The sequence below is a fragment of the Rhizobium skierniewicense genome (assembly GCF_014196515.1).
Lineage (GTDB): Bacteria > Pseudomonadota > Alphaproteobacteria > Rhizobiales > Rhizobiaceae > Agrobacterium > Agrobacterium skierniewicense.
The window spans coordinates 18,339-39,946 of record NZ_JACIDV010000020.1 but is presented as its reverse complement, the minus strand read 5'-3'; the positions used below and the strand labels follow the sequence as shown (position 1 = coordinate 39,946).

General features: G+C 58.2%; 17 protein-coding genes and 1 riboswitch. Of the genes, 9 read left to right on the top strand and 8 right to left on the bottom strand.

All coding sequences use genetic code 11. From position 1 onward, the window contains the following. Positions 1-42 precede the first annotated feature (42 nt). The 6 genes from nirB to GGQ73_RS21860 all read right to left on the bottom strand — a co-directional run bounded on the left by nirB (position 43) and on the right by GGQ73_RS21860 (position 7,808). Positions 43-2,505, bottom strand: a complete 2,463-nt coding sequence (nirB, locus tag GGQ73_RS21885; protein ID WP_183897847.1) for a nitrite reductase large subunit NirB — start codon at positions 2,503-2,505, stop codon at positions 43-45. A 5-nt stretch (positions 2,506-2,510) separates the two neighbouring features. Beyond that, the gene (locus GGQ73_RS21880) at positions 2,511-3,308 is read right to left on the bottom strand and encodes an ABC transporter ATP-binding protein (RefSeq protein ID WP_183897846.1); all 798 of its coding nucleotides are present in this window, start codon (positions 3,306-3,308) and stop codon (positions 2,511-2,513) included. 13 nt (positions 3,309-3,321) lie between these two features. Then, complete coding sequence (gene ntrB, locus GGQ73_RS21875) at positions 3,322-4,215, bottom strand: nitrate ABC transporter permease (RefSeq protein ID WP_183897845.1); 894 nt, start codon at positions 4,213-4,215, stop codon at positions 3,322-3,324. Positions 4,216-4,234: 19 nt separating this feature from the next. Further along, positions 4,235-5,533, bottom strand: coding sequence for a CmpA/NrtA family ABC transporter substrate-binding protein (locus GGQ73_RS21870; protein WP_183897844.1), 1,299 nt, complete (start codon positions 5,531-5,533; stop codon positions 4,235-4,237). Between the two features lie 369 nt (positions 5,534-5,902). Further along, positions 5,903-7,189, bottom strand: coding sequence for a CmpA/NrtA family ABC transporter substrate-binding protein (locus tag GGQ73_RS21865; RefSeq protein ID WP_183897843.1), 1,287 nt, complete (start codon positions 7,187-7,189; stop codon positions 5,903-5,905). Positions 7,190-7,220: 31 nt separating this feature from the next. Beyond that, positions 7,221-7,808: an ANTAR domain-containing response regulator gene (locus GGQ73_RS21860; RefSeq protein ID WP_183897854.1), complete on the bottom strand. Its 588-nt coding sequence runs from the start codon at positions 7,806-7,808 to the stop codon at positions 7,221-7,223. 151 nt (positions 7,809-7,959) lie between these two features. On the opposite strand from GGQ73_RS21860, the gene GGQ73_RS21855 reads away from it, so the two are divergent. From GGQ73_RS21855 to GGQ73_RS21820, 8 genes are all read left to right on the top strand, one after another. After that, positions 7,960-8,673, top strand: coding sequence for a FadR/GntR family transcriptional regulator (locus GGQ73_RS21855; protein ID WP_174154069.1), 714 nt, complete (start codon positions 7,960-7,962; stop codon positions 8,671-8,673). A 337-nt stretch (positions 8,674-9,010) separates the two neighbouring features. Then, complete coding sequence (locus tag GGQ73_RS21850) at positions 9,011-10,480, top strand: amino acid permease (protein ID WP_252094067.1); 1,470 nt, start codon at positions 9,011-9,013, stop codon at positions 10,478-10,480. Then, the gene (locus GGQ73_RS21845) at positions 10,477-11,439 is read left to right on the top strand and encodes an asparaginase (RefSeq protein ID WP_412763000.1); all 963 of its coding nucleotides are present in this window, start codon (positions 10,477-10,479) and stop codon (positions 11,437-11,439) included. The genes GGQ73_RS21850 and GGQ73_RS21845 overlap by 4 nt, the downstream gene beginning before the upstream one ends. A gap of 63 nt (positions 11,440-11,502) precedes the next feature. Continuing rightward, positions 11,503-13,842, top strand: coding sequence for a glucose/quinate/shikimate family membrane-bound PQQ-dependent dehydrogenase (locus tag GGQ73_RS21840; RefSeq protein ID WP_183897842.1), 2,340 nt, complete (start codon positions 11,503-11,505; stop codon positions 13,840-13,842). A gap of 154 nt (positions 13,843-13,996) precedes the next feature. Then, positions 13,997-14,225: riboswitch (cobalamin riboswitch) on the top strand. 187 nt (positions 14,226-14,412) lie between these two features. After that, positions 14,413-15,444 carry an ABC transporter substrate-binding protein gene (locus tag GGQ73_RS21835; RefSeq protein WP_412762999.1) on the top strand — a complete coding sequence of 344 codons (1,032 nt, stop codon included), beginning with the start codon at positions 14,413-14,415 and terminating at the stop codon, positions 15,442-15,444. A gap of 3 nt (positions 15,445-15,447) precedes the next feature. Further along, positions 15,448-16,467, top strand: a complete 1,020-nt coding sequence (locus GGQ73_RS21830; protein ID WP_174154066.1) for a FecCD family ABC transporter permease — start codon at positions 15,448-15,450, stop codon at positions 16,465-16,467. After that, positions 16,464-17,258, top strand: a complete 795-nt coding sequence (locus tag GGQ73_RS21825) for an ABC transporter ATP-binding protein (RefSeq protein ID WP_183897841.1) — start codon at positions 16,464-16,466, stop codon at positions 17,256-17,258. Before GGQ73_RS21830 ends, GGQ73_RS21825 begins: the two co-directional genes overlap by 4 nt. A 214-nt stretch (positions 17,259-17,472) precedes the next feature. Then, positions 17,473-17,784, top strand: coding sequence for a hypothetical protein (locus GGQ73_RS21820; protein WP_174154064.1), 312 nt, complete (start codon positions 17,473-17,475; stop codon positions 17,782-17,784). A gap of 30 nt (positions 17,785-17,814) precedes the next feature. Here GGQ73_RS21820 and GGQ73_RS21815 read toward each other — a convergent pair whose 3' ends face one another. Beyond that, positions 17,815-18,831, bottom strand: a complete 1,017-nt coding sequence (locus tag GGQ73_RS21815; RefSeq protein ID WP_183897840.1) for an NAD-dependent epimerase — start codon at positions 18,829-18,831, stop codon at positions 17,815-17,817. A gap of 13 nt (positions 18,832-18,844) precedes the next feature. Further along, positions 18,845-20,152 (bottom strand): UDP-glucose dehydrogenase family protein, encoded by a 1,308-nt coding sequence (locus GGQ73_RS21810; protein WP_183897839.1) that lies wholly within the window; start codon positions 20,150-20,152, stop codon positions 18,845-18,847. A 226-nt stretch (positions 20,153-20,378) separates the two neighbouring features. Here GGQ73_RS21810 and GGQ73_RS21805 point away from each other — a divergent pair, with 226 nt between their 5' ends. Next, positions 20,379-21,593, top strand: a complete 1,215-nt coding sequence (locus GGQ73_RS21805; protein WP_178111597.1) for an adenylate/guanylate cyclase domain-containing protein — start codon at positions 20,379-20,381, stop codon at positions 21,591-21,593. Positions 21,594-21,608: the final 15 nt, after the last annotated feature.

Here is a 21,608-nt window from a genome sequence, read left to right as displayed (position 1 = left end):
CACCAGACGCCCTGCGTCCGACCCACTTCGATAAGCGGGGCGTCACTCTGCGGCTTGATTGAACCCGATGGTCGCCATCGGTTTGAACTCGTGCTTGTGTTCCCCGGAGACGCGCTCCGACCAAGGATCGACCTGCGCGAATTTCTGGCTGAAGACGAAGCGTTCGAAGTAGGCCCGCCGCTTTTCGGCATCACCTATGATCTGACGACGAACCTCGTCGTAGCCGATGCGCTTGGCCCATTTGTAGATGCGCTCCAGATAGCGGCCCTGTTCGCGGTACATCTGCGTCAGCGCCACAATGTGCTCCAGCGCCTCATCCTCGGTTTTGACGAGGCCCAGAATCTCCGTGCCCTTGATGTCGAGACCCGCTGCACCGGCGAAGTGGATTTCGAAGCCGGAATCCACGCATATCACGCCGATATCCTTGCAGGTGGCTTCTGCGCAGTTGCGCGGACAGCCGGAGACGGCCAGCTTCAGCTTGGCCGGTGTCCAGGAACCCCACATGAATTTTTCGACGCGGATGCCGAAACCGGTCGAATCCTGCGTGCCGAAGCGGCACCAGTCTGATCCGACACAGGTTTTGACCGTTCGAAGGCCTTTGGCATAGGCTTGGCCTGAGATGAAACCGGCCTTGCCAAGATCGGCCCAGACGGCGGGCAGGTCTTCCTTTTCGATGCCCAGCAAATCAATGCGCTGACCGCCGGTGACCTTCACCATTGGTATTTCGAACTTGTCGACCACATCGGCGATGGCACGCAACTCGTTGGCATTGGTCACGCCGCCCCACATGCGCGGTACGACGGAATAGGTACCATCCTTCTGGATGTTGGCGTGAACACGCTCGTTGATGTAGCGCGACTGATAGTCGTCGGCATATTCATCCGGCCAGTCACAAACGAGGTAATAGTTCAGCGCCGGGCGACATTTTGCGCAGCCACAGGATGTCTTCCATTCCAGTTCCTGCATGACGGCGGGAATGGTTTTCAAACCCTTCGCCTTGATCAGACGGCGCACATCATCATGGCCGAGCTCGGTGCAGTTGCACATGGGCTGAACGGCGGCGGGATTGTAGCTGTCGCCCAGCGTCAGCGTCATCAATTGCTCAACGAGGCCGGTGCAGGAGCCGCATGAGGCGGACGCCTTTGTATGGGCGCGAACATCGTCTAGGGATGTCAGTCCCTTCGATGTGATGGTCGAGGTGATTTTGCTCTTGCAAACGCCGTTACAGCCACAGATTTCTGCATCATCCGGCAAGGCTGCAACGGCCGCCATGGGGTCCAGTGGGGACCCTCCCTGATAGGCTTGGCCGAAGATAAGGGTTTCACGCATCGCCGAAATATCGGTCGCTTTTTTCTTCAGGTCATTAAACCAGGCACCGTCGGAGGTTTCGCCATACAGAACGGTGCCTATGATGCGGTTGTCTTTCAGGATCACGCGCTTGTAGACGCCAGCGGTGGCGTCCCGCAGCACGATTTCCTCGCGGTCATCGCCATCGGCAAAATCACCGATGGAGAACAGGTTGATGCCGGTGACCTTCAGCTTGGTGGGCGTATCGGCGTGGACGAAGGCGGATGTCGTATCGCCAGCCAGATGCGAGGCGGCAATTCTGGCCATCTCGTAAAGTGGCGCGACGAGGCCATAGACCATGCCGCCCACTTCAGCGCATTCGCCGACAGACAGAATATCGCCATCGGATGTCTGCATGCCGGCATCCACGACAATGCCGCGATTGACCGCAAGGCCGGCGTCCTTCGCAAGTCCGGCATTGGGACGGATACCAACGGCCATTACCACAAGCGTGGCCGGGATGATGGTGCCATTGTCGAGTTCGATGCCCTCCACTTTATCGGTGCCAAGGATCCGCTTGGTGTTGGCCTTGGTAATGACCTTGATACCGCGATCTTCCATTGCCTTTTGGAGAAGATATCCGGCTGCCGGATCGAGCTGGCGCTCCATCAGCGTCGGCATCACATGCAGAACCGTCACGTCCATGCCGCGCATGGAAAGACCCGCTGCCGCTTCCAGACCCAGCAGACCGCCACCGATGACGATGGCCTTTTCGCGGGACTGGGCCGCCAGCAGCATCGCATCCACATCGTCAAGATCGCGGTAGGTGATGACGCCGGGTAGGTCTTTGCCGGGAACGGGGATGATGAAGGGCACGGAGCCGGTGGCGATGACCAGCTTGTCATAGCTCTCGGTCACACCGTGATCAGACGTCACCGTCTTGGCAGCACGGTCAATATTGACGATGCGGTGACCCTTGTAGAGCGTGATGCCGTGCTGAATGTACCAGCCGTCACCATGGATGATGATGTCCTCATAGGACTTCTCACCGGAGAGCACGGGCGAAAGCATGATGCGGTCGTAATTGACACGGGGTTCGGCGTTGAAAATCGTGACCTGATAACGGCCCGGTGCCTTTTCGAAGAGTTCTTCGAGCATGCGTCCCGGCGCCATGCCGTTTCCGATGATGACAAGTTTTTCTGTCTGTGTTTCGGACATGGGAATTACTCCGCAGCTTCGACGAAGCGGTGACGTTCGTAGAGGAACTTCAGCACAGCTTCGCGGCATTTGAGGTAGGTTCGGTCTGATGCAAGGTCGATACGGTTGCGCGGTCTTGCCAGGGGAACATCCAGAATTTCGCCAATGTTGGCGGCAGGGCCGTTGGTCATCATGACGATGCGGTCAGACAGCAGCACGGCTTCATCCACATCGTGGGTGATCATGATCATGGTGTTGCCAAGTCGGGCATGGATTTCCATGACCGCATCCTGCAAATGGGCGCGGGTGAGCGCGTCCAGCGCGCCGAAGGGTTCGTCCAGCAGCAGGATTTTCGGCTCCATGGCGAGCGCTCGGGCAATGCCGACGCGCTGCTTCATGCCGCCGGAAATTTCGGATGGCTTTTTGTCTTTGGCATGGGCCATCTGCACGAGGTCCAGATTGCGCATCACCCATTCACGGCGCTCGGCCTTGGTCTTGGTATAGCGGAAGATCTTTTCGACGCCGATATTGACGTTTTCATAGACGCTGAGCCACGGCAGCAGGCTATGATTTTGAAACACCACGGCGCGTTCCGGCCCTGGTTCGTTGACTTCCCGGTTTTCCAGAAGAACCACGCCGGACGACACCTTCGTCAGGCCGGCAATCAGGTTCAGCATGGTGGACTTGCCGCAGCCGGAATGGCCGATGACGGAGACGAACTCGCCCTTGCCAATGGTGAGGTCGATGCCTTTCAGCACCTCGGCGCGGACACCGCCCTTGTCGAAATATTTGTCGATATGGTCGAGCTTGAGATAGGCGTTCATGATGGTCTCCTTCTCAGTTGCCCGCGCCGCGGGTGACGACATTGCCGAGTGCCGCGACCAGCTTGTCGAGGATGAAGCCGACGACGCCGATATAGGCGAGTGCGACGATGATGTCGGGCAGGCGCGAGGAATTCCAGGCATCCCAGATGAAGAAGCCGATGCCCACGCCGCCGGTCAGCATTTCAGCGGCAACGATGGCGAGCCACGACAGGCCAATGCCGATGCGCAGGCCGGTGAAGATGTATGGTGCCGCCGATGGCAGCATGATCTTGTAGAAAAACTCCAGCTGGTTCAGCCGCAGTACCTGCGCCACGTTGCGGTAATCCTGCGGAATGTTGCGCACGCCAACGGCGGTGTTGATGATGACAGGCCAGATCGATGTGATGAAAATCACGAAGATGGCGGATGGGTTGCTATCCTGAAAGGCAGCCAGCGAAAGTGGCAACCATGCGAGTGGCGGGACGGTGCGCAGCACCTGAAAGATGGGGTCCAGACCCCGCATCGCCCAGACGGACTGGCCGATGACCGCACCCATGATGACACCGGCAATGGCCGCGAGACCGAATCCGTAGGCTACACGCTCCAGAGAAATCAGCACGCGCCAGCCAAGGCCGATATCCTGCGTTCCATAGCTGAAGAACGGATAGGCAATCAGGTCATAGCTTTCCTGAAACACCTGACTTGGCGGCGGCAGGGTTGCGCCCGGTCCCGAACAGAGCACCTGCCAGATGCCGAGCAGCAGCGCCAGCACGACAAACGGTGGAATGACATTGCGGGCGATGGACGCCGCAATTTTCCTGGCATTCGGGCCCTGTACCGGGCGGCGGTTGATGGTGATAACGGTTCCGCTCTTCGGCACAGCGGCGGTGATGGCCGTATTCTCTGGCTTGCGGGCTGTTGCGGTCATGGTTTTATCCTGTCGCTTTTTAAGAGGCGGCTTTGATCGAGAGGCTGTCGAGATAGGCGGATGGGTTTTCCGGGTCGAAAACCTTGCCATCGAAGAAGGTCTCCTTGCCGCGAGATTTGGATGTTGGAATATCAGCGGCAGCAATGCCGAGTTCCTTGGCGGCTTCGCGCCAAAGGTCTTCGCGATTGACCTGTGCGACCAGGGCCTTGATGTCAGTGTCCGGTGCGAACTTGCCCCAGCGCACATTCTCGGCGATGAACCATGTGTCGTGGCTCTGGAACGGATAGGACGCTGCGTCCTTCCAGAATTTCATCTGCAGATCAGTGCCGTGCGCCACCCGGCCATTGCCGTAATTGATGTCGCCTTTCAGGCGGCCCAGCACGTCCTTTGGCGGCACGTTGAACCATTGACGCTTGCCAAGAATGGCCGACATCTCGTCCTTGTTGTCCATGCTGTCACACCAAGCTTGCGCTTCCATGACGGCCATGAGAATGGCTTTTGCCGCATTCGGGTTCTTCTCCACCCAGTCGGCGCGCATGCCGAGCGCTTTTTCCGGGTGGCCCTTCCAAAGCTCGCCGGTGGTGCAGGCGGTAAAGCCGATGCCCTGATTGACCAGTTGCTCGTTCCATGGTTCGCCGACGCAGAAGACGTCCATGTTGCCGACCTTCATGTTGGCGACCATCTGCGGTGGGGGAACGACGATGGTGGAAACGTCCTTGTCCGGGTTGATGCCGCCAGCGGCCAGCCAATAGCGGATCCAGAGGTCATGGGTGCCGCCGGGGAATGTCATAGCGGCCTTGATCTCCTTGCCCTCGGCCTTTTTCTTCTCAAACGCGGCTTTCAGTTTGGACGCATCCATCTGCACCCCGGTCTCGGCATAGTCCTTGGCAACCGAAATGCCTTGGCTGTCGAGGTTGAGGCGGGCCAGGATTGCCATCGGTACGGGAACATTGTTCTGCGTCACCTTGCCGGTGTGCATGAGGTAGGGCATGGGGGTGAGGATATGCGCGCCATCGATGCCGTTGGAAGCACCGCCCAGCACGAGATTGTCGCGCGTTGCACCCCAGGATGCCTGCTTGGCAACCTCGACATCGGGCATGCCGTATTTCGCGAACAGGCCTTTCTCCGAGGCGACGATCAGCGGCGCTGCGTCGGTCAGGGCGATGTAGCCGAGCTTTGCTCCGGTGACTTCCGGTGTGGCGTTTGCGGCAAATGCGCCGGAGGGGAAAGCGGATTTCATGGCCGTGATCAGCGCTGCTGTGGCAGTGGTTTTCAGCATGCTGCGGCGGCTTATGGTGCCGGTGAATGTCGGTTTCATTCGCATGTTCCCCATTTTTGATCCGCCGTTCCGGCGCTGTTTGCGAAAGATAAAAACAAAAAAAACGCCGCTCGGAGATTGCGATTGCCAGGAGGGAGGTCCCGGTCAGCAAAAACCTTGCGACGTCTGTGTCGTTGGTAAGCAGCAGTGAAGCGCTTTTATCCCCGATCGCCGTTGACCGAGTATTTTCTTCGAAGCAAATGCTATGCCAGTTTTACCCTCATAAATTATGCCTTTGAAATAAAAACGGTATTTCGAAAATTAAAGCGACTTTCTCTCCGTTCCATCGGGCGTTCTGCGGCTCATATTTTGCGCATATGACGCGAGGGAAGCATTTTCGATGCGCAGCGTTTGTGCAGTGTGCGCCTGTTAGACGTCGTCGAAAGCAGAAGAAAAGTGATTGCGCGCGCTGACGGGAAAGCTGTCCACGTAGTCCTCGATGGAGCCGGGATCGAAGACATGGCCATCCATGAAGCGGTCGCCGTCGATATCGCCTTCCATGCGTAGGTCCGGTTCCTGCGGTGCGAGGGCAGCACCCAGGACGTTGCGGTAGAGGTCGCTGCGGTAGGCCGATGCCGCGGCTTGCGCCAGTTGCGGCGTAAAGTTCGCTTGGCCCCAGCGGATCATCTGGCTGTAAATCCACAGCGCTTGGCTTTTGCGAGGATAATTGGCAAAATTATCATGAAAGGTGAAATAGCGCTCGATCACGCGGTGATTTCCCTGCGCATCGACGCTGAAGCGTCCAGCCAACACCTGCCGAATGATCTCCTCGGGCGCGGCGATATATTTCGTGTCTGCCAGCATCCCAGCCAGAGCGCTATGGTTCTGCGTATCGTCACACCAGCGGGCAGCGGCGTCCAGCGCCACGAGCAGGCGAGACACTGCTTCGGGCTGTGCTTCGGCCCATTCAGGGCGCATGCCGACGACCTTTTCCGGGGCCGATGGCCAGATATCCTGTTTGGCGGCAACGATGCGGCCTATGCCGCGTTCGCTCGCCATCATGTTCCAGGGTGCGCCGACGCAGAAGCCGTCTATGGCACCGGCGGCCAATGCATCTGACGTCAAAGGTGGCGGCACGACGACGAGTTTGACATCCCTGTCGGGATTGATGCCACCAGCCGCCAGCCAATACCGAAACTCGTAATTGTGTGAGGAAAAAGGGTAGGTGACACCGAAGGTCGGGGCGCCTTCGCCACGCGTGCGCATCTCCCCCAGGAGGGTTTTCAGGGCCATCGCGTTGTCAAGCGCGCTTGCCGTCTCCGAAATGCCCGAAACCTCACGCATGCGGCCAAACAGTCGTGTCGAAAGCGTGATCGCATTGCCGCCGCGCCCCAGCGAGAATGGCGTGATGGTCGGGGAGGGATTGGAGCCCAGATCCAGCATCGAGGCGACCGGCATGGGCGATAGCATGTGGGCGATATCGAACTGACGGAATGCCAGGCGGTCGCGTACATTGGCCCAGGACACGTCCTTGACGAGGTCGAGTTTCAGGCCTTCCCGCTCTGCGAAACCGAATTCGGCCGCGGCAATGAGAACAGACGCGTCAACGAGCGGAATGAAGCCTGCCCGCAATATGCGTTGGCGGTCATTGCCGATCAGGGCGGGCGCGGTGTCTGCCGGAGCGCTTTTCGTTTTCTCGCTGACGGTGCTCGTCATATCTTCCACGTCCTTTCCTGTCCTGGCCCGCTCACATCAGCAAACCGGCAGCCGTGACGACGCTTTGCGCAATCTCGGACAGTTTTTTCTTCTCGTTCATTGCCGTCTGGCGCAAAAGTGCGAAAGCTTCCTCTTCAGACAGGCCGCGCATCTTCATGAGAATGCCCTTGGCGCGCTCGACGATCTTTCGGTCTTCCAGCGCCGATTTGGCGTCGGCCAATTCCCGTTTCAGACGGCTGAAGGCATTGAAGCGACTGACGGCCATATCCAGAATGGGTTTGACGCGCTCCTTCTTCAGACCGTCAACGATATAGGCCGAAACGCCCGCCTCGACCGCCGCTTCGATGGAGTCTGTATCCGAGCGATCCACGAACATGGCGATCGGGCGTCCCACTGTGCGCGTTAATTGGAACAAATGTTCCATCATGTCCCGATTTGGATTTTCTATATCAATGACGATAACATCGGGACAGAGCGTGTCGATGATACGTGCTACGCCGTGAACCTGATGGATGACAGTGACACGGTCATGCCCCGCCTCTCGCAATCCCTCCTCGATAATGGAGGCACGGATGGCGTTTTCATCGATCACCAGAATGGTCAGGTCTCGCAGCGTCATGAGCGCATTGATGACGTAGCAGACAATCATTTGCAATCTTTTTAACCGCGACTAAAAATCGGGCATATTTCCATTTTTTTGTTCTCGTAAAACCCGTTAGCCAGCACGTACACGCCTTGACAACGATCTCGGGTTTATAAAAGGTTGTCACATGAGTGCAGGGGTGGACTGGTTATCAGAAACAAGCCCGATCACCCGCAAAAGCGCGGCGGAATCGGTTTTTGAGGATTTGCGGTTGGCGATCGTCTCCGGGCGCTTGACCGTTGGCACGCGGTTGCCTGCTGAAACGCACCTGGCAGGCAAATACGGCGTCAGCCGACCCATCGTGCGGGAGGCTCTCCGTTCCCTGCAAACGTTGGGCATGACCCAGACACGGACAGGCAGCGGTACATTCGTTCTGACCGATAGACCAAGTCCCGGGCTCAGTTACGGCGGCTACTCGGCTCGCGACCTTATCGAGGCCAGACCCTATATCGAGGTTCCCGCTGCCGGTTGGGCGGCGGTCAGGCGAACCGGCGAGCAGCTCTCTCGGATCCTCAGCCTCTGCGACGCGATGGATGCGCAGGAGGACCCGCCGAAATGGGTCAAGCTTGACTCGGAGTTCCACTGTGCCATCGCTGAAGCGTCCGGGAATTCTGTCTTTGCCAAGATCGTCTCGGATGCGCGCGGCTCGCTCAGTCAGCAATCTGAACTGTTGAACATCATGGCACCGCGCCGCATTGCCTCCAATGTCGAGCACCGTTTGATTGCCGAAGCCATCGCCGCCGGTTCGGACGAGACCGCAAGAAGCGCGATGGATGCGCATCTGAGTGAGGTCAAGCAGATCGTCACGTCCATTCTGGGCGACGAAAGGGCGCTGCGTTAGCCGTTGTTTTGAAACGCTGATCTATTCTTCCGGGCCATTTTAATAGAGATAAAGCGCGCGTGCTTGGCGCATTTGGTTGGCATCCTATTTTTTTGTCGTTGCTGTGCCCTGTCGAATTTCGGCGGCCAGACCTCCGTTGCGGTCTCATGGCAATAGAGCTTGACGTCGCACGTGATGGTCAGTATTTGGACCGGAAAATCTGTCTAACAGCATAACAGAAGCATATTGTTTATTTGGACTTTAACGCCAAGGCCGCCGACACCGTAGGGCTGGAATTTGCTGGCTGATTGATCGGAATGCGCGGCTGACCAAAGATCTGAGGGAGGGGCGATTGTCAGTGAACCAGCCAAATCAGAACCACCACGACCGCGACACGCAGTTCAAAGAAGAGCTTGGATATCACAAGGCTCTCAAGCCTCGTCAGATTCAGATGATCGCCATTGGCGGCGCGATTGGAACCGGATTGTTTCTCGGTGCTGGCGGGCGTCTGGCCGCTGCCGGGCCTGCTCTGGTTTTCGTCTACGCCATTTGCGGCTTCTTTGCCTTTCTGGTGCTGCGCGCTTTGGGCGAGCTCATCATGCACCGTCCGTCCTCCGGCTCTTTCGTTTCCTACGCCCGCGAGTTTTACGGGGAGAAAATGGCCTTTGCGGTTGGCTGGATGTACTGGCTGAATTGGGCCATGACATCTGTCGCAGACGTCACTGCCGTTGCCATCTACATGAACTTCTTCAAGCAATATGTGCCGTGGATGCAGGGTATCGACCAGTGGGTCTTCGCGCTTGGGGCGCTCATCATCGTCCTGGCCATGAACATGCTGTCGGTCAAGGTGTTCGGTGAACTGGAATTCTGGTTCAGCCTCATCAAGGTTGTCGCGCTCGCAACATTCCTCGTCGTCGGCGTCTATTTCGTCATTTTTGGCACGCCGATCGAAGGGCATGTCACGGGCTTCAGCCTGATTACCGACAATGGCGGCTTCTTCCCCAACGGTATTCTACCCGCCTTCATCATCATTCAAGGGGTCTTGTTTGCCTATGCCTCCATCGAGTTGATCGGCACGACGGCGGGTGAAACCGAAGATCCGCGCAAGGTCATCCCCGGCGCGATCCGCACCGTGGTGTTCCGGTTGCTGGTGTTCTACGTTGGCTCGGTTCTGCTTCTGACGCTTCTTTTGCCGTATACGGCCTACAAGGCCGGCGAGAGCCCGTTCGTGACTTTCTTCGGCTCCATCGGCATTGAAGGTGCCGATATCATCATGAACCTCGTGGTGCTGACGGCTGTCTTGTCGTCGCTCAATGCGGGGCTTTACTCGACCGGGCGCATCCTGCACTCGATGGCCGTTTCCGGTTCGGCGCCTGCCGCTCTGGCCAGAATGAACAAGGCGGGTGTGCCCTATGGCGGCATTGCGGTGACCGCTGTCGTGACCGTCATCGGCGTCATTCTCAATGCCATCATACCGTCTGAGGCCTTTGAAATTGCTCTCAATCTTTCGGCTCTGGGTATTATTTGCGCCTGGGGTGTCATCGTGTTATGCCAACTCAAGCTGTGGCACCTGTCGCGGCGGGGAGAAATGCGCCGTCCTGATTTCAGAATGTTTGGCGCGCCTTACACCGGTATATTGACGCTTGTCTTTCTTCTCGGCGTTCTGGTGCTGATGGCATTGGATTATCCTGCTGGCACGTTGACGGTCGGTTCGCTCGTCATCATTGCGCCAGCTCTCGTTGCGGGATGGTATGTGTTGCGAAATCGCATTCATGAACTGGCGAAAGCCGAAACGTCCAGACAGGCTGGACCTCGAGGCGATGCGTGAGCGGTGAGCATACGACAATGCAGGTGGCTGTGATTGCCACTGGCGGCACCATTGCCAGCACGCGTGATGACACCGGCGCGGCCAAGCCGGCGCTGTCTGGCAAGATGCTGGTTTCCGGCCTTTCCAGTGGCGATGTAACGGTCAAGCCCGTCGAGTTGATGGCGAAGGATTCGTCCAGCCTGACGCTATCGGACATGCAGCATATCAGCGATGCGGTGGGCTTGGAGCTTGCCGATCCCGCCGTGTCCGGCGTCGTCATTCTTCATGGCACTGATGCCATGGAGGAAAGCGCGCTTCTGGTTCATCTCCAGCACCATCTGACGAAACCCGTCATCTTTACCGGTGCGCAATTTACTGCCGACCACCCGCACGCGGATGGGCCGGATAATCTTTCGTTCGCCATCGAAGCCTGCACTCATCCTTCCAACGTGGAAGAAGGCGTTCTGGTCTGCTTCGGCGGAAAGCTTCTGCCCGCATGGGGTCTCTACAAACGTTCGTCGGATGAGCGCGACGCGTTCGATCTGGCAGGCACATCCCTGTGTCCTCACAGCCTCGGTCTTTCGGCAAGCGTGACGGACATCAGAGTGGACATCGTCGCGATCCATCCCGGCTGCGACGCGACCCATATCGATGCCAGTCTCAAGGCTGGCGTCGATGGTGTTGTTCTGGCTGCGCTGGGTTCGGGTAATGCCAATGTCCGTGTGGTCGAAGCTGTTGGCCGATGCCGGGATGCCGGTGTGCCTGTGGTCGTTTCCAGCAGGGTTCCGACCGGCAGGCTTGTGGCCGGTTATGGCGGCGGTGGCGGAGGCCATGATCTGGGTGCCGCAGGCGCCATCCACTCGCAGACATTGCGGCCCGGACAGGCCAGAATTCTGCTTGCGGCGATGATTGCTGCGGGCCAAAACACCGGCGATATGCAGGCCGCTTTTGGCGACTTCGAAAAAGTGGCGAAATCGTGATTTTTTCGGGAACCTTTAAGGCCTGATGGTGTTTCCCGGGTGGGAGACCACCGGGGGCTTTTTATGGCAGTTACATCCACTGCAGTCGTCCTGACGCTCATTGGACTTGCAATTTTCGGTTTCGGTTCGCAGCTCGTTATGCTGGGCGGAAGCTTTTACTATGCATTGGCGGGGATCGCATTCGTGATCACTGCCGTTTTGTTATTTCAACGAAACAAGCTGGCACTGCATTTTTATGCCGCCTTCGTCATCGCCACATTGCTATGGGCGCTATGGGAAGTCGGCTTTGACTGGTGGCAGCTTGGGCCTCGCGGCGGTTTCATTATCGTCATGGGTATGTGGCTTTTGATGCCCTGGATCAGAAAGCCGCTGGGCTTTACCAGTCCAACCGGCACGACCTATGGCGCAAACGCGGTTCCGCTGCTCACAGCCGTTCTGGTTTCTGTTGGTGCTGCTGCTTTTGCCATGACACAAGACCCGCATGATATGGAAGGCGATCTTCCGACCGAGGTCGTGACAGCGTCGCCGTCCTATGGAAACGCTGTTCCGGACAACGAGTGGCACCAATATGGCCGCACCTCCTACGGTCAGCGGTACTCGCCTTTGGCCCAGATCAACACAGACAATGTCAGCGGCCTGAAGGAAGCTTGGCGGTACCGGACGGGCGACGTAAAGCTGCCCGAGGACGTGGGCGAGACAACCTATCAGGTGACTCCCTTAAAAGTGGGAAACTCGCTCTATCTCTGCACGCCGCACAATTGGGCAATCGCCATTGATGCCGCCACAGGCAAGGAAAAGTGGAAATACGATCCGAATGCGGGTCTCAACCCTGACCGTCAGCATCAGACATGCCGGGGTGTGACCTATTATGCCGACCCTGCCGTGCCCGCCGGTGCGCCCTGCGCGCAGCGCGTCTATCTGCCCACCTCCGACGCGCGTCTGATTGCCTTGGACGCGTTGACAGGCCTGGTGTGCAATTCGTTTGCCCAGAACGGCACGTTGCAACTTGCATCCGGAATGGAGCACAATCCGGCTGGCTACTATTACTCGACATCTCCGCCTGTCATCGTCGACAACAAGATCATCATCGGTGGTGCGGTCAACGACAACTACTCCACCCAGGAACAGTCCGGCGTCATCAGAGCGTTCGACGTCAATACAGGCGCGTTGATCTGGAACTGGGACTCGGGAAACCCGACGCAGACGCAGCCTTTGCAGCCGGGCCAGACCTATACGACGAACTCGCCCAACAGCTGGTCGGTGTTCAGCGTCGATGAAGCGCTCGGTCTCGTCTACATTCCGCTCGGCAACCAGGTTCCCGACCAGTTGGGCATGGGCCGCAGCGAAAGCGTTGAGAAATACTCGTCGTCGATCGTCGCTCTGGATATCAACACGGGACAAGATCGCTGGGTGCGCCAGACCGTGCATCACGACCTCTGGGACATGGACGTTCCAGCGCAGCCTGTTCTGCTCGACATCACCAAAAAGGACGGTCAGACTGTTCCTGCACTGGTCGGGCCGACCAAGCAGGGCGACATTTACGTCCTCGATAGACGCACGGGTGAGCCGATCCTGGCCGTGACGGAAGAGAAAGCACCCGGCGGTGCCATTCCTGAAGATTTCAGCGCGCCGACACAGCCGACATCTGCGTTGTCCTTCAAGCCCGAGCCTTTGGTCGAAAAGAACATGTGGGGCGTGTCCATGTTCGACCAGCTGGCATGCCGTATCAAGTTCCACCAGCTGAATTACGAAGGTCGCTATACGCCGCCGTCGCTGAACGGATCCCTGATCTACCCCGGCAACTTTGGCACTTTCAACTGGGGTTCCGTGGCCGTCGATCCTGAGCGTCAGGTCATGTTTGGTATGCCGACCTATCTGGCCTTTACGTCACAGCTTGTGCCTCGCGCGCAGATTCCGCCCAAGGGTCAGGATGAGAAAGGCAGCGAGCAGGGCCTCAACCGCAACGACGGAGCACCCTATGGCGTGTTGATGGGACCATTCCTCGGGCCGCTCGGCATTCCATGCCAGGCGCCGCCATGGGGTTACGTCGCAGGCGCCGATCTGCGCACGGGTGACGTTGCCTACAAGCACAAGAACGGTACCGTTTACGATATGACGCCACTTCCACTGCCCTTCAAGGTTGGTGTGCCCGGCATCGGCGGACCGATGATTACCAAGGGTGGCGTGGCGTTTCTCAGTGCCGCTGTCGATAACTATCTGCGTGCCTACGATCTCACCTCCGGCAAACAGCTCTGGGAAGGACGTCTTCCCGCTGGTGGCCAGGCGACGCCGATGACCTATGCGATGGAGAACGGCAAGCAATATGTCGTCATGGTCGCGGGTGGTCACGGCTCAGTGGGCACAAAACCCGGTGACTATGTCATCGCCTACACGCTGCCTTGAGCATCCAAAGTCAGTTCGATAACGAAGGCCGGGAAGACATTCCCGGCCTTTTGCCTGTTGGGCGCTGGCAACTGGACACATCACAAAAGTATTCTCTTGAAACGGATTATGTAATAACATAACAAAACGAATGCTTGACGGCATCTTGGCATTCCGTCTATCTGGTCGAGACGGTTTCGAGCGAGCAATCGTGAGGAATAATAGGGAATACGGTGAGGATTTCGGTCCGATGCCGTGGCTGCCCCCGCAACTGTGAGCGGATTGTCGAACCCATTGGCGTTTTTCTTGAAAAGCGTCATGCCACTGCGAAGCGATATCGCGGGAAGGTCGGGTGAAGACGCAAATCCATGAGCCAGGAGACCTGCCGTCGTAAGTTCATTCCAATTCACGGGCGGGGATGCCCGGAGCAGGAGACGTCGTGATTGCATCAAGCGCTGCCCAGCGCCTTATTCCATCTTCCATGTCCCGGTTTCAGACAGCCCCAGTGTCGCGTCGTTGCGGACTGACTGTCTAAGCATGTTCACATACGGCTGCCTTTGTGGCGCCCATGACGATCGGGGACTATCGAAAATGACATTCCATTTCAGACAGACGATGTGTGCTGCGGCAATGGCCGTCAGCGCGTTCAGCGCATGGTTGCCCGCCGCGCAAGCGGCCGAGACGCGTTATCCACTGACGCTCAAGAATTGCGGCCGCGACGTGACGTTCACGCATGCGCCGGAGCGTACGGTATCTGTCGGACAGAGCACCACGGAAATTCTTTATATGCTCGGCCTTGCCGATAAGGTTGTCGGAACCGCGGTCTGGATCGGCCCCGTCCTGAAAGGTTACGAGGAGGCCAATGCCAGGATTGACCGTTTGGCGGATAATGATCCGAGCTTTGAGAGTGTTTTGGCCAAGAAACCCGATCTGGTGACGGCACAATTCCAGTGGCATATTGGCCCTGAAGGTGTGGTCGGTAAGCCCGAGCAGTTCGAAGAACTGAAGATACCGGTCTATATCTCACCTGCCGATTGCACGGGTAAGGACAATTCCAGCGGCGGCGACGGGGTTCGCCACAACGCCTTCACCATGGACCTGATCTATCAGGAAGTGACCGATCTCGCGCAAATCTTCAACGTGCAGGACAAGGGCGAAAAGCTGGTGGCTGATCTGAAGGCCCGCGAAGAGGTAGCGCGCAAGAAAATCGCGTCCGTAGACGGCAAGCTCTCTGCCGTCTTCTGGTTCTCCAGCGCAGAGTTGGATATCGACCCCTATGTCGCGGGCAAGAATGGTGCCCCCGGCTACATCATGTCGGCACTGGGCATCAGGAATGTCATCGAAAGCGAAGAGGAATGGCCGACGGTCGGGTGGGAAACCATCGCAAAGTCGCAGCCGACGCTCATCGTTGCCGGCAAGATGGACCGCAAGCGCTACCCGGCCGACGACGTCGTCGTCAAGCAGACATTCCTGAGAGAAGACCCGGTCACAAGCCTCATGCCAGCGGTCAGGCAGGGCCACGTTGTCGTCATGGACGCGCAGGCCATGAACCCGACCATCCGCACCATAGAAGGCATCGAAATTCTGGCCGACGCCGTCGTCCAGCTTGGACTGTCCAAGTAAGCCATGAGCGCTTGTTTCACCCTGACCCGCACCGTCCTTTTGGCGGTTGGGTTATTAGCTCTGGCGCTCTGGCTCGGTGCCGCCGTTGGCGAAACATCCATCCCACTGGATGTCGTTGCCAAGACGGTGGCAAACCGTGTGTTCCATGCGGGCTATCCTCTTGATGCGATCGACGAAGGTATCATCTGGAATTACCGGCTGAGCCGGGCGGTGGTCGCGGCCTGTTGCGGTGCTGCCCTTGCGCTGTCGGGGGTGGTGCTTCAAGCGCTTTTGCGCAACCCGCTGGCCGATCCCTACATTCTCGGCATTTCTGCCGGTGCGTCGACCGGCGCAGTCGGGGTGGCCATTCTGGGCTTTGGTGCCGGTATGCTGACCATGCCGCTCGGCGCGTTTCTCGGCGCTCTGGTGGCGTTTGCGCTGGTCAGTCTCCTGGCGTTGCGAGCGGGCAGCGGTAACAGCGCCATTATTCTGGCAGGGGTTGCCGGTTCACAGCTTTTCAACGCCATCACCTCCTTCATCGTCACCAAGGCAGCCAATGCCGAACAGGCGCGCGGCATCATGTTCTGGCTGCTGGGCAACCTGTCGGGCGTCCGTTGGCCGGATGTCTGGCTGGCCCTGCCTGTCGCTCTGGGAGGTTTCGTCGTCTGTCTGTGGTATGCCCGTGCGCTGGATGCTTTCACATTCGGCTCGGAGTCCGCGGCATCCCTCGGCATACCGGTGCGCCGGGTCTATATCGTTCTCACCGGGATCTGCGCTTTGATGACCGCCATCATGGTCAGCATTGTCGGTTCCATCGGTTTTATCGGCCTCGTCATTCCTCACGCGGCGCGCATGATCGTTGGTATTCGGCATGGCCGCCTGTTGCCTGCTGCAGCCTTGACCGGGGCCGTGTTCATGATCGCTGCCGATATCGTCTCGCGCACCATCATTACGGGACAGGTCCTGCCCATCGGCGTCATCACCGCACTGTTCGGGGCACCCGCCTTCGCGCTCATTCTCAGCCAGCGACGGAGCTCGGTATGACGCTTCGTGCACAGGATCTATGCTGGTCTGCGGGTGGTGTCGAGATCGTCAAGAATGTCAGTCTCGAGATCCGGCCGGGCGAGTTCCTGGGGGTCGTCGGGCCGAACGGCTCCGGCAAAACCAGCCTTATGTCGCTTCTCTGCGGAATCAGGAAAGCGAGATCCGGTCATGTCACGCTCGATGGAAAGGCCATGCAGAGCCTGAACCGGCGGGATGTTGCACGCTCCATCGCGCTTGTTGAACAGCAGGCAGACACGCAAGAGCGAATCAATGCCCGCCAAGCCGTCGAGCTTGGTCGTACCCCGCACAAGGGCGCTCTGTCTCCATGGTCCTCGCAAGACGATGCCATCGTGGATCAGGCGCTGCGGGATGTGGATGCCGAGCATCTTGCCGAGCGCCTATGGCACACTTTGTCGGGTGGCGAGCGGCAGAGGTTGCACATTGCCCGTGCTTTGGCGCAGAAGCCCGATATTCTGCTTCTCGATGAGCCGACCAATCATCTGGATATCGGCCATCAAATCGCGCTTCTCCATCTTGTTCGCAAGCAGCGGCTGACCGTCGTTGCGGCCCTTCACGACCTCAACCATGCTGCGATGTTCTGCGACCGGGTTGCCGTCATGAAAAACGGGCATCTGGTCGCTCTGGGCAAACCATCGACTATCTTCACAGCCGATCTGATCGGCGACGTCTTTGGGGTTGAGGTGGATGTGGAGCGCGGGGCGGGCGAGATTTGCCATATCCGTTACCGGCTTCCGTTTGATGAGAACCAATCCATATCCAAAGGCATGTAATGCGGTTGTCGCTGCGAAAGCGTGGCGTCAAGAGGGTGGTATAAGCTTACCAGCACGGCGCGTGCTGATTTCGGATGCGCTTCTCTTGAAATGACCGAGCCACCTCCCACATCTGCATCAACCCGCTGGTCCGGGCCCCTCTGGTGAAAGTCTCGGCGCTTTCACGATGTCGGACCGTTTTCGATGTCATCGCCGAGTGTGCAGAGGTTAGCGCATGATTTCCGAAATCGCCGCGTGGTTCATCACGCTTTTTGTTCTCAATCCGATTCAGGCTGACGTGCAGGAGCGTATGCAAGGCGTCAACGCATCGGCGCAGTCCATCCAGCAATCCCAGCAATGCATATCCGCGCAGGGGCCAAAACTGCTCCAGCGCGCCGGTGAAGACCCGTCCTGGGCCATCGCGACTGCGGCCGGCTATACGCTCGGCTGGACATCACCCGTGCAGTTGCTGGATGCAAGCGATCCGAATTGCGCCGAACTGACGCGCCTGTTGCAGGCCGGCGAGGGCGAAGAGGCCAATAGCTGACGCGGAGAGAAGGTCCGGCGGCCTGAGTGATCAGGCCTTGCCGGACTGCCAGTTGCGATACCATTCCACAAAAGCGGCAACGCCCGTTTCGATCGTGATTTGTGGTGCGTAGCCGGTCAGTGCCCGCAGCAGATCGGGGGATGCGAAGGTGCGAGGCACATCGCCTTGCTGCATGGGTAGCATGTTGCGGATGGCCTTTTGGCCGAGAACGTCCTCGACCGTTTCAACAAAGCGCATCAGTTCCACCGGCTGACCGCCGCCAATATTGACCACCCGGAAAGGTGCGTGTTTCGACAATGTATCGATCACACCATCGTCGATGACGCGGTTGTCTTCCGATGGCGGAATGTGGCTCAGCCGCACGATGCCTTCGACCAGATCATCAATATAGGTGAAGTCACGGCTCATCTTGCCTTCGCCGTAAATATCGATCGGCTGACCCTTCAACATTGCATCCACGAATTTGAACAGGGCCATATCCGGGCGGCCCCAGGGGCCGTAGACCGTGAAGAAGCGGAACGCTGTCGTCGGCACCTTGTGAAGATGTGCGTAGCTATGCGCCATCAGCTCCATAGACTTCTTGGTGGCCGCATAGATCGTCATCGGCTCGTCGGCCCTGTCGCTTTCCGCGAAAGGGACTTTTTCGTTCGAACCATAGATGGATGATGTCGATGCCAAGAGCAGATGCTTGGGTTGCAGCGTCTTTGCCAGCTCCAGAATGTTCCACGAGCCGATCAGATTGGAATTCACGTAGTCCTTAGGGCACTCGATGCTGTAGCGAACGCCCGCCTGCGCGGCGAGATGGATGATGACTTCCGGTTCGGCAAGGTCTGCTGCACGATTGAGCGCATCGGCATCTTCCAGCATGCCGATCTGGGCCTTGAAGCCGTTGGAGCGGGCCAGAATGGCGTGGCGCTTTTCCTTCAGCGCAATGTCGTAATATTGCGTCATTCCATCGAAGCCAACGACGAAATGGCCGTCGTCCAGCAATCGCTTCGCCAGATGAAAGCCGATGAAACCAGCCGTACCGGTGATCAGATATCGCATGTTTTCACCTTGCTCATGATGACCGGCCGATGCCGGCATAGGTGAAGCCGTGGGCCGTGACCTCATCCGGGCGATAGATGTTGCGCAGATCCACCAGGACGGGTGAGGCCATGATGGATTTCAGTCTGTCGAGGTCGAGCGCGCGGAACTGGTTCCACTCGGTCACAATCACGACGGCGTCTGCACCCTGCGCTGCCTCGTAAGGTCCATCAGCATATTCGATTCCCTCCATCAACGGACGGGCATTGACCATGCCTTCGGGATCGTAACCGGTGACTTTTGCGCCCGCATCCTGCAATGTCTGAATGACGGCAATGGCGGGGCTGTCGCGCATATCGTCGGTGTTCGGCTTGAAGGTTAGGCCCAGCACGGCGACCTTCTTGCCTCTGATGTCTCCACCGACGGCAGCAATGACCTTGCGGCCCATAGCGCGCTTGCGGGTGTCGTTGACGGCAATCGTCGTCTCGATCAGTCGAACGGGACTATCGAAATCCTGCGCGGTCTTGGCCAGTGCCAGCGTATCCTTCGGGAAGCACGAGCCACCATAGCCTGGACCGGCATGCAGAAATTTGCCACCGATGCGGCCATCGAGGCCAATACCGCGCGAAACGTCCTGAACGTCGGCCCCGACCTTTTCGCAAAGATCGGCCATCTCGTTGATGAAGGTGATCTTCATGGCAAGGAAGGCGTTGGCAGCGTATTTGATCAGTTCCGACGTGCGGCGTGTGGTAAACAGCAGTGGCGACTGGTTGAGATAGAGTGGGCGATAAACTTCGGTCATGACAGGACGCGCGCGCTCGTCGGACAGGCCGACGACGATACGGTCCGGGCGCTTGAAGTCATCGATGGCAGCGCCTTCGCGCAGGAATTCCGGATTGGACACCACGGCGATATCGGCGCTCGGGTTTTCCTCACGAATGATGCGCTCAACCTCGTCGCCCGTTCCGACCGGGACGGTGGATTTTGTGACGATGACAGTAAAGCCGGTCACGGCTGCGGCAATTTCGCGGGCAGCGGCATAGACGTAAGCCAGATCCGCATGGCCATCACCCCGGCGTGACGGTGTTCCAACGGCGATGAACACGGCATCCGCATCGGCAACCGCGCCTTTGAGGTCAGTGGTAAAGGAAAGGCGGCCAGCCTTGGCATTGCTGGCGACGATGGCATCCAGGCCTGGCTCGAAGATCGGGATCTGACCGTTTTTCAAGGCTTCGATCTTTTCCGGCATCTTGTCGACGCAGATGACGTCATGACCGAAATCGGCGAAACAGGCACCTGAAACGAGCCCCACATAACCAGAGCCAATCATTACAATACGCATCAAAAGACCTTTCAGGATCAAGGCAGGCGAATGCGCAAGCCATGTGCGCCATCCGTTCATTTGCGTAGCTGTTTATCTGCCTTCGCAGCCTTGGCCAAGCGCAGAGCCGCTTTCCGCTGACGATTTCAAGAAATTGTTGTAAACACAACGAAAGCAAGGCAACGCTTGGTCGGCACCCAGCGTTGTTTCGTTGCCTTCTGCGCTCTCCAAGGGAATGTCCCCGTTCATGATCCAGCCATCAAGTCTTTCCGACATCGCGCTTTGGCTTTCGCAGCAGGGTTATGAGGGACAGGCGGAGGAGGTTTTGCTGTCGGGGTTCTGCGAGAGGTGCAACACAGCCGGTATCAGTATTTCCTCGGCCTTGATCCTGATGGATACGTTGCACCCGGATTTCGAAGGACATGCCTTTCGTTGGGACAGCCACGACGTTTTCGAATCGTCGAGCGTCTATGATTTTACCGACGATGGGACGGCGCGTGAGGCTTGGGAAAGTTCGGTGTTTTTCCGCCTGATCACAGACAATGCCAACGAAGCCCGATATCGGTTTTTCCTGGGTGAGGAGTTGGCTTTTCGAAAACTCGGCGAGTTGAAGAGCGCTGGCCACACTGACTATCTGGCCACGATCCACCGCTTTACCGAAAGCGGCAGCATCGGTGAAATGAATGCGTTCTACTCGCAATGGCTGACCCGGCATCCCGAAGGCTTTCACGACGATGAGCTTGCCGCGTTGCGCATGCTTTTGCCGACGCTTGCGCTGGCATTCAAAGCCGCGTCCTGCATGCGCATCATAGGCACCATCAGCGATGTGTATCTGGGTCGCGATGCGGGCCGAAAGGTGATGAGCGGCACGATTACCCGCGGCGAGGTCGAACGGATCGATGCTGTTCTGTGGTTCTCCGATCTGCGGGACTTCACCGGTATCTCCGACCGCGCCGAACCAGACCAGATCATTCCGTTTCTCAACGACTATGCCGGTCTTGTCATCGATGCCATCCATGCCCACGGCGGCAGCGTGCTGAAACTGATCGGGGACGGGGTGCTGGCCATTTTTCGCGATGTCGACCAAAGCTCCGGATGTGCGGCGGCGTTGGCATCGGAAATCACCATGCGCACCAATCTGACGGTGTTGAACAACAGGCGCCGCCTGGAGGGCCTGCCAACGACAGACGTCTATCTCGGCCTGCATGTGGGAGAAGTCTTCTACGGCAATATCGGCAGCCGCAACCGCCTCGACTTTACCGTCGTGGGACCTGCCGTCAACATGGTCAGCCGCATCAGCAGCCTCTGCAGTTCGGTCGATCGCGATACCGTCATGTCGCGCGAGTTTATGGAAATGTGCCCGCAGAATATGCGAAGCCTCATGGTGTCCATCGGGCGCTATGCGTTGCGCGGATTTGCGCGGGCGCATGAGCTTTACACCATCGACCCCGAAATGTGCTGAGGTTCGATAAGGCAG

Coding starts and splice junctions, on each gene's coding strand:
- GGQ73_RS21830 (WP_174154066.1), top strand. CDS start 15,448: ATGAGCGCTTGTTTCACCCTGACCCGCACCGTCCTTTTGGCGGTTGGG.
- GGQ73_RS21820 (WP_174154064.1), top strand. CDS start 17,473: ATGATTTCCGAAATCGCCGCGTGGTTCATCACGCTTTTTGTTCTCAAT.
- GGQ73_RS21870 (WP_183897844.1), bottom strand. CDS start 5,533: ATGAAACCGACATTCACCGGCACCATAAGCCGCCGCAGCATGCTGAAA.
- GGQ73_RS21825 (WP_183897841.1), top strand. CDS start 16,464: ATGACGCTTCGTGCACAGGATCTATGCTGGTCTGCGGGTGGTGTCGAG.
- GGQ73_RS21860 (WP_183897854.1), bottom strand. CDS start 7,808: ATGACGCTGCGAGACCTGACCATTCTGGTGATCGATGAAAACGCCATC.
- GGQ73_RS21865 (WP_183897843.1), bottom strand. CDS start 7,189: ATGACGAGCACCGTCAGCGAGAAAACGAAAAGCGCTCCGGCAGACACC.
- GGQ73_RS21855 (WP_174154069.1), top strand. CDS start 7,960: ATGAGTGCAGGGGTGGACTGGTTATCAGAAACAAGCCCGATCACCCGC.
- GGQ73_RS21810 (WP_183897839.1), bottom strand. CDS start 20,152: ATGCGTATTGTAATGATTGGCTCTGGTTATGTGGGGCTCGTTTCAGGT.
- GGQ73_RS21805 (WP_178111597.1), top strand. CDS start 20,379: ATGATCCAGCCATCAAGTCTTTCCGACATCGCGCTTTGGCTTTCGCAG.
- GGQ73_RS21815 (WP_183897840.1), bottom strand. CDS start 18,831: ATGCGATATCTGATCACCGGTACGGCTGGTTTCATCGGCTTTCATCTG.
- GGQ73_RS21840 (WP_183897842.1), top strand. CDS start 11,503: ATGGCAGTTACATCCACTGCAGTCGTCCTGACGCTCATTGGACTTGCA.
- nirB (WP_183897847.1), bottom strand. CDS start 2,505: ATGTCCGAAACACAGACAGAAAAACTTGTCATCATCGGAAACGGCATG.
- GGQ73_RS21835 (WP_412762999.1), top strand. CDS start 14,413: ATGACATTCCATTTCAGACAGACGATGTGTGCTGCGGCAATGGCCGTC.
- GGQ73_RS21880 (WP_183897846.1), bottom strand. CDS start 3,308: ATGAACGCCTATCTCAAGCTCGACCATATCGACAAATATTTCGACAAG.
- ntrB (WP_183897845.1), bottom strand. CDS start 4,215: ATGACCGCAACAGCCCGCAAGCCAGAGAATACGGCCATCACCGCCGCT.